At 34.3% G+C, this 8,321-nt stretch carries 6 protein-coding genes and 1 pseudogene; 1 reads left to right on the forward strand and 6 read right to left on the reverse strand.

Going from position 1 to position 8,321, the window contains the following annotated elements; genetic code table 11:
- Positions 1-121 precede the first annotated feature (121 nt).
- The 5 genes from SPD89_RS22005 to garR are packed head-to-tail and all read right to left on the reverse strand — an operon-like array spanning position 122 to position 5,456.
- Positions 122-1,540 carry an amidase gene (locus tag SPD89_RS22005; RefSeq protein WP_336264081.1) on the reverse strand — a complete coding sequence of 473 codons (1,419 nt, stop codon included), beginning with the start codon at positions 1,538-1,540 and terminating at the stop codon, positions 122-124.
- Complete coding sequence (locus SPD89_RS22010; RefSeq protein WP_336264082.1) at positions 1,537-1,716, reverse strand: hypothetical protein; 180 nt, start codon at positions 1,714-1,716, stop codon at positions 1,537-1,539. The genes SPD89_RS22005 and SPD89_RS22010 overlap by 4 nt, the downstream gene beginning before the upstream one ends.
- Positions 1,717-1,748: 32 nt before the next feature.
- Positions 1,749-3,107 carry a GntP family permease gene (locus SPD89_RS22015; protein ID WP_336264083.1) on the reverse strand — a complete coding sequence of 453 codons (1,359 nt, stop codon included), beginning with the start codon at positions 3,105-3,107 and terminating at the stop codon, positions 1,749-1,751.
- A gap of 38 nt (positions 3,108-3,145) precedes the next feature.
- A complete protein-coding gene (locus tag SPD89_RS22020; RefSeq protein ID WP_336264084.1) occupies positions 3,146-4,561 on the reverse strand; it encodes a four-carbon acid sugar kinase family protein in 1,416 nt (471 codons plus the stop codon).
- 13 nt (positions 4,562-4,574) lie between these two features.
- Entirely contained in the window at positions 4,575-5,456 is an 882-nt protein-coding gene (garR, locus tag SPD89_RS22025; protein ID WP_336264085.1) for a 2-hydroxy-3-oxopropionate reductase, read from the reverse strand.
- 169 nt (positions 5,457-5,625) lie between these two features.
- Here garR and SPD89_RS22030 point away from each other — a divergent pair, with 169 nt between their 5' ends.
- Complete coding sequence (locus SPD89_RS22030; RefSeq protein WP_336264086.1) at positions 5,626-6,234, forward strand: GntR family transcriptional regulator; 609 nt, start codon at positions 5,626-5,628, stop codon at positions 6,232-6,234.
- A gap of 486 nt (positions 6,235-6,720) precedes the next feature.
- Here the strand turns inward: SPD89_RS22030 and SPD89_RS23320 are convergent.
- A pseudogene (locus SPD89_RS23320) lies at positions 6,721-8,168 on the reverse strand (IS4 family transposase).
- Between the last annotated feature and the right edge of the window lie 153 nt (positions 8,169-8,321).

An 8,321-nucleotide genomic window follows, 5' to 3' on the forward strand; every position in this document is an offset into this window, starting at 1 on the left:
ATTATGTTACCCATTAATTGTTACTGAACCAACTTTTTTTAGTATAAGTAGCCGATAAACTTAATAATGAGTACTATATTAAAATAGCACTCATTATTTGTTCTATTTGTTCCTGTAAGTATTAAAGGCTGTTAACCATTTTAAGTGTTTCTTTTTGAAACTCGACATTTCTTTCAATCGCATTGCCGATTGTTAATACCTGATCCTCACGAAAGGCGTTCCCAATAATTTGAAGACCTACTGGCATTCCGGCGACTCTTCCACAAGGGAGAGATAACGCCGGTAAGCCAGTTAAGTTTCCAGGCCCGGTAAAACGGATAACTTCATCATTTAAATCGACTTTTTCCCCATCGACGAAAGAAAAATTGTCTCCAATAAAAGGAGGGATAAAGGGAATCGTTGGTGTAATTAATACATCAATTTCCTCAAATGCTTTTTGAAAGTCATCTTTGATTAATTTTCTATATTGTTGAGCTTGTAAGTAATCTACAGCCGAATGGAGTTCACCTAATTTTAATAAGATCCGCAGGTCTTTCCCAAAATCTTCTGGTCTACTTTGAATATTCTCATGATGCACTGCACTAGGTTCCGTTATAAGGGTAGTTAAAATAGCGAATTCTGCATACTCAAGTGCTGGTAGTTTTATTAACTTCACTTTTGCTCCTTGCTCAACTAGCGTGTCCACTTGTTTTTTAACTAAGTCAGCTACTTGAGAATCTACTTTATTGAAGAAGTAGTTCTCATTAATGCCAATTACCATGTCGTTGACGGCTTTATCTAACTCATCTAGATTATAGTCAGCTTGGTATTTGATAGAAGAATAGTCTAATGGGTCATATCCAGAGATTATCTGTAACATAGCCGCAGCATCCTGAACGGTTTTAGTCATTGGCCCAATATGGTCTAGTGACCAAGCAAGCGGAAAAACACCATGTTTACTGACTCTACCATGAGTCGGCTTTATGCCGACGATTCCACAAGCAGATGCAGGAATTCGAATGGATCCTCCAGAATCCGTTCCTAATGCAGCAATAGACATACCTGCTGCTACAGCTGCACCTGATCCACCGCTAGAACTCCCTGGAATTCTTTTTTTATTCCATGGATTTTTGGTAGCCCCAAAATGTGGATTATTATTAGTCGGTCCATGAGCATATTCGTGCATATTTAATTTACCGGTAAAAACGGCTCCAGCTTTCTTTAGTTTGTTGATAACGGTTGCATTATAAGCAGGTTTAAAATCCTTATGAATCTTAGACCCCATTGTGGTTAGTTCATTTTTAACATAAATATTGTCTTTTATGCCTACTGGAATCCCATGATACACACCACGATAATTGCCATATGCAATTTCTTTATCGGCGTTCTTAGCCATATTTATAGCTTTTTCTTCGTCTATATTTATATAAGCATTTATTTGATCATTTAACCGATAAGACTGTTCCAAAATTGCTTTCGTTAATTCTAAGGATGAAAGCTTCTTTTGACGAATTAGAGGTGCCAGTTGTCCAACAAATTTGGTGATAAAATCGTATGTCATTTTCTATCCCCTTCCGGAATATTTCTGAGAGCAATTTCTTTTGTTCCGTCTGGAAGTTTATTTAATTTCTTTTTCATTGTATGATAGTTTTTCCAACGAATGTTTATCTCTTCCAAGATTTCTTCAGATACTCCTATATCCTTTAGACGTAAATATTCTTTAATAATAGCTTTCAAAATAAAACACTTCCTTCATTTTGATTTACTAATCAAATACCTGGTAAGATACCTTGAAATAAACTTAACACATAAACCATTAGTAGTACTGTAACACCAGCAATTGTCCCTCCGACTGTCCATGTTTTTAGAGTATCTTGCACGGACAAGTTTGCAAATCTGCTGACAACCCAAAAACCTGAGTCATTTGGTAAGGAAAGCCCGATACCCCCAGCACAAATGGCTAGCCCAAGTAGTAAAGGGGAAGCTCCTAAATCAGTTGCCATCGGTCCTAATACTGTAGATGCAGTAATTAACGCAAGGGTTGTGTTTCCTAAGGTTGCCCGCAAAATTTGAGAGAATAGAAACGCTAATAATAAAATCGGCATACTCCACCCAGTCATCACTTCAACAAGATATTCACCCATTCCACTATTATTTAATATTGCTCCAAATCCTCCACCTGCTCCACTAATTAAAATAATTAAGCCTCCAGAAGCAATAGCTTCTTTATATAATTCGCTCGGCTTTTCGGTTAAATATGGACGTAGCATATATGCTGTGACTAGTAAACTAATGAATAGTGCGGTGTTCTTTTCTCCGATAAATAAAATAATATTCACAAAAGTGTTATCAAAATTGGATAATTCGAGAATAGCACCACATACAATTAGGACAATTGGTAAAAGCAATAATCCAAACGATAATCCAGTGCTAATTTCTTTTCGGCCCTCTTGATAGCTCGTTTCTTTTGTATGTTTTTCTATTTTTATATTGTCATTGGAATAGATCGGTTTATCTCTTCCTATCCATTTTCCATAGAATACACCTGCTACTAAAACTGCTGGGATAGAAACGAGCAGACCGTATAAAATAAAGAATCCTAAATCAGCATTTGTATTATCCGCAACAATTAAAGGACCAGGTGTTGGTGGAACAACACCATGAGTAACAATTAATCCTACAGAAAGTGCCGTAGTGAGCGTTACCATTGAAATTTTTGCTTGTTTAGATAAATTTCTAATTAAGTTGATCAAAATAATAAATGCTGCATCAAAAAATACTGGAATTGAAACGAGCGCTCCCGTATATGCGACAGCAGTGTGGGCTCTTTTAGCTCCGAATAATTTTAATAATGAGTGCCCAATTCTCTCAATAGCTCCGGAAGCTCCTAATAATTGACCGATCATAATACCCAGCCCTATTAGTAAACCGACTCCAGCTAACGAATCCCCAAATCCCCCAGTAATGATAATTGGAATTTCAGTCAGTGGAATACCCGAGAAAATACCTACTAATATTGAAACACTAATTAATGCTAAAAAAGGTTCCCATTTAAATTTTATAATTAATAAAAACAGCAAAGCAATTGCAAGTAAGAAAATTAAAATAAGCATATTTCCTGTGACCATTATAAAACCTCCAATTGTATTTTGAACTTTTAAAAAAATTAACTTTCTAAAAGTTGAATAACCTGCTTTAATGCTTCATCCGATCCTACATTTCCTGGAAAAATAATGTACGGGATATTTGGAAATCTACTATCGTTTCCAGTTTTCCAAACAGGGACCCCAGGGATAATTTGACCCATCACCTCCGCTCTTTTAACTGCTAAGCCAATTGTACCTACATCGCTTGATGTAATCCCTCCTTTTGCAACAACATAGTTAGGTTTATATTTACAATTTGATACAAAACTTGTAAGTGCTTGTGAAATTTTTAATGAAAATTGTATCTCTTTATCTTTTTGATTATGTTCAAAATTAATTTTTTTCCGAGAGGTATATATACAAACTGTATGGCCATTTAAAATTAAATCATTAGCTTGCGATTGAATAGTTTCTTTTTCTTGTTGCAGAAGTTGAGAGTCATGAGCCACTTCACAATTAAATTCGAAAAAATGAATATTATTTAATTCTTTCAACTTATTTAATTGCTCTGATGTTTTTTGAACATGGGAACCAACTATGATGAGCCCTCCATGAGAATTCGTTTCTTTTAGCAGTTCTTTTTTAGTTAAATATGGTTTGTTTGAAATATTACCAATAACTTTAGTAAATGAAGCAGCAGTCCGAAATAAAAAATGTTTATTATTTTTATTTATGACTTTCAATAGTGCGATGCAAAATGCTTTGATGTCTTCTTCTGTTACAGCATTTACAATAAGTTTATTAAAATAATTTAAAGCTTCTAATTTATTCATCATTTTGGTTATATCTAATTTTCGTAATTCTTCGATGGATATGGATGTTACTGAATCTGCTTTAAATTCTCCTTTTGTTTTTTCTTCAATCCAATTTTTTAAATTACTATTTTCGAAGCTGAATATTCTATCTTCTGCAAATTCAGTTTTCCCAACAGGAATATACGAATTATTTTCTGTCAAATAATGTTTATCATTTATGGTTATGCGTCCACCCTCTTGGAAAAATGGACTAATGATTTCGCCATCTATTTTTATTGTTGAATGATCCTCGAGCCCATTTTTCAGTACAGCTGTTTCGAGGGGGTAATGTCCTCTCAACGTTGAGTCGCCCCTGCTGATTAAGAGGTAAGGCTGTCCATTTTCATCAGAAACATTACCAATTCTTTCAGCAATTTTTCTATGTTCTTGCTCTGTCTTTTCTTTTGTAAAAGATCTTGAATTAGTAAGTATAAATACCATTTGATGTGAATCTTGAAATATAGCTTCTATGGTATCTTGGCTCCACTCTGTATATACTGGAACTCCATGAACTGTCTGCACACCTGTGGGATCGTCATCTAATACAATAATTTTATGTGTAAATGTTTTGTATGTTTCGTCCCATAATTGATTTATTTGATCATCATATTCGGGTAGATTATTTAACCGATCATGTATCAATTCTTACACTCCTTCATTCCACTATATAGTTTGCTAGTTTTTCATAATACTGAATTAAGCCGATATGATCATGTGAAGATTTATTTTCATTACTTAACTGAGTAAACATTTCTATGACGTTTGTTGTTAGCGGAAGTGACACATTTAGTTCATTTCCTGTGTCAAATACATTATTTAAATCTTTTAAATTAATATCGATTCGCCCTCCCGCAGTAAAATTTCTTTCAAGTATCATTGGCATTTTTGCCTCTAATAGAGTACTTCCGGCGAGACCACTTCGAATAGCTTGGTACATTTTCTCTATATCAACTCCAGCTTTAGCACATAATACTGTTGCTTCAGCAATAGCTGCAATCGTTACATTTACAATTATTTGGTTAGCCAATTTTGTTGTTGAGCCGCTTCCACTTTTTCCAACGTAAGTAATTTCTTTACCCATTACTTCTAGCAAAGTCATAACTTGATTTAAAGCGCCTTCATCTCCTCCGACCATGATGGATAAAGATCCATCTTTTGCCTTCGGTTCTCCTCCACTTATTGGTGCATCTAAGTAATAAATACCTTTTTTAGATAATTGTTTTGCAAATGAAATGGAATCCTTTGGTGCTATCGAACTCATATCTATTACGATAGCCCCTTTTTTAATTGTTCGTGTTATTCCGTCCTTTCCAAATAAAACTTCGTTAACTATGGATCCATTCGGAAGTGCGAGGAAAATGATGTCGCTTTCATAAGCGACATCCATTGGTGAAGAAGCTAATGTGGCCCCATTGCTAACCACCTCTTCTAATGTTTCTGATTTAATGTCATAAACTTTAACCTCATATGTTGCATGAAGTAAATTTAACACCATAGGTTTTCCCATAATGCCCAAACCTATAAATCCTATCTCCATAATAATGCTCCTTTTTTAGTTAGATTAATAATGTACAAATGATTCTATATTAAATTTTCAGTTTTGTATACATCTTTTATTAAAATGTATACAAAAATTAATTTTTTATATAAAAAACATAGAATATTGTATAATATTTGTAAATGAAGTTAAGTGGAGGAACAAATGTATGAACAGGAAAAATAGAACTGTCCAATCTAAAATTTATGAAATAATTAGAGAGAATATTATTAATGGAAAGTATGAAAGTGGAACAAAATTGATAGAGACAAAACTTGCAGAGGAATTCGGTGTAAGTAGGACGCCCGTTAGAGAAGCAGTCCAGCGATTAAAACAGGAAGGTTTAATTAAAAAAAATGTGGTGTACAAACCAACTGAATCAGATTTGCGTCATTTATTTCAAATGCGTATTCTGATTGAATGTTATGCAGCACAAATGGCAGCGAATTATATGGTAGATACAGATATAGAGAATCTCCAACACTGTATTGATATTGCCAGAAAAGGAGATTCAAAGGAGATTGTAAAAGCGAATAAAAAGTTTCATGATATCATCGTCCGGGAAAGTCGCAATCCTATAATGATCGACACTGTTCAAAAAATGGAATCAATCATTTATCTGTTCAGTCGGGCTGTAGTCTTTAATAAAAGGCCTTTTTTAATTGATGAGCATCAACAAATTAAACAGGCAATAGCAGAAAGAAATTCTGAAAAAGCGTCTGATTTGATGCGATTACACTTAGAGGCAGATTTAGAATTTTCATTAGATATTGTTTAGAATTAATTTTAATGAAAAATGATTTATGAAATTAGGAAATTGATTATCGATTCTATAATAAGTGGTTTTGTAGGCTAAGATGTACTTGGTTCCGTTGATAATTCCAAGTCTTATTCAGGGGGATAGGAATTCTTTGGGTAAAAAAATGAACTGAAATAAATAATGAATGGAAACTTGTTAAAATTTGATCATTTAACTCAATTCAGAATGCGTGATATCGTAAAGTATAAAAACTAGGAATATGATTTGGCGGTTTTTGTCAGCAATTTTTGTAACCTAACAGAATTAGTGCAGGATCATCAGTTATTAAAAGAAAGTCCTGGTTATGATTGGCGAGTATGGGATAAATATTGAGATGGGATTATTGGATAGGGGTAGAATTTAATAACTTAAGTTTCGCACCCCAAAACAGAGGGGTTTTCAGATGCTGTTTTGTACTGAACCCCTTACTATTACTGCGTTTTCCTTCTATTCCATTTTGAGCAATTAAGCAACTTTATCTCCTTCAAACAACTGATTTCGCAAAAAAGACGCTTCGAATTGTTCCGCCAGATATTTGTATTCTAGTGATTCTTTAAAAGTTTTAATATCAACGGGTCCAGATTCAGCAATTGCCGTAATGACAATATCCAAAAGTTCATCAAACATACTCCATAACTGTTCTGCAATATTCTTTTGTGCCATTTCACTTTCATTTCTGCAAAGAGTCCACCTAGCGTTTCATAGTCATTTATTCTGCGAAAATAAGATAAAAAGACATATAGAATATAGATCGTTGTGACATGAGCTATTTGTGCATCAAAATTTTGGGATTGGCATTTTCCCAGGCGAAGCAACTGTTTGGATTCCTTGAAAAAAACTTCGATAAACCACGAATGGAATAGATTTCAAGCATCTGGAGCAGTGACAGGGATTCATCTGTAGAAAGATAGACTTTCCAATCCTTTTGATAGGGGAAACGGCAAAAATACAGTTTGGCCGTTTCGTCAATACCAGGATAGTAGACTACTACCTCAAAATAACGTACGTTTCTTTTGCGGCAACGCTTTTCTTTCCTCTCTTTTTTAAGCACTTTTAAAAGCGCTTTTGCATTCATTTCTTCTCCGTTATATTCGTATAGCCTTTTATCTTTTCTCATTGCACAAATAACGTGCATGACCCCATCTCTGATTTCTCTTACAGCGGATATAAAGTCTTTGCTTGGAAACCAGCTGTTCACTAAAAACATATTTAGCCTTGAATCCGTGTTTTACAGCCCTTTTAAGCATGCGAAGGAATTGATGATTTTGTCTACATTACATTCCTTTATGCGTTTCGCTCCATTTGTTTTCGAATCTCTTTCCTTCTTATATTGCTTTTTCCGATATTTTCTTTTATGCATCTTTTCCGAATGAAGACTGAAATCAAGTGGAGTAAAGCTGGTGCCATCAAAAAGACCCATCGTCAGATTCTTAAAACCAAGCGTGCTTCTCCCTTTTCTGCCAGCAACATGATCATGAACATAAGAAATGTTTTCAATCTTTTTCCCTGTACGTGCATCTATTGTGTCGTCAAAAATAAAAGCAGAATTTTGCTTCACTTCCTTTTCAGGATTAACCAGTTCCTGAAATCGTTTTGATACATTTAAAAGAAGACTTCGCCAAGGGAGGCGTTCGTTATTTTTCACACGATAAAAAGTATCCTTCTGCATTTCTTTCAAACTTTCATAATTACTCTTGTATAATGCGTTGACACTAGTAATAAACATGAGTGGAAACAACACCATTAAAGCCAAAATATCGGTAATAGAATACCCCTGATCCTTTTTAAATCCAATAAATACGATGACAAAGAGAACGAAAATTGAACTTTCTCATCACATCTTGTATAATAGAATCAATCGAAAATCCATGAGATTGAAATACATTTTCGATTTCTTTAGCTTTTTTCCGCATGATAACACGTCCTTTTTGGTTGTTTTGGATGGGTACCTTAATTATACCAAAAGTCCAGTGTTCATGTGGGTTTTAACTGCCCTTTTCCTCTGTTGAAAAGGGCTTTATTTATTGGATTTTCAAGGTGCGAAACTTAAGTATATTATTTTGAAA

The organism is Pseudogracilibacillus sp. SO30301A, assembly GCF_037072025.1.
Taxonomy (GTDB): Bacteria; Bacillota; Bacilli; order Bacillales; family Amphibacillaceae; genus Pseudogracilibacillus.

What these genes read in the sequence shown, in the direction of transcription:
- SPD89_RS22005 (WP_336264081.1), bottom strand. Translation starts at nt 1,540, where the DNA reads ATGACATACGATTTTATCACCAAATTTGTTGGACAACTGGCACCTCTA.
- garR (WP_336264085.1), bottom strand. Translation starts at nt 5,456, where the DNA reads ATGGAGATAGGATTTATAGGTTTGGGCATTATGGGAAAACCTATGGTG.
- SPD89_RS22015 (WP_336264083.1), bottom strand. Translation starts at nt 3,107, where the DNA reads ATGGTCACAGGAAATATGCTTATTTTAATTTTCTTACTTGCAATTGCT.
- SPD89_RS22030 (WP_336264086.1), top strand. Translation starts at nt 5,626, where the DNA reads ATGAACAGGAAAAATAGAACTGTCCAATCTAAAATTTATGAAATAATT.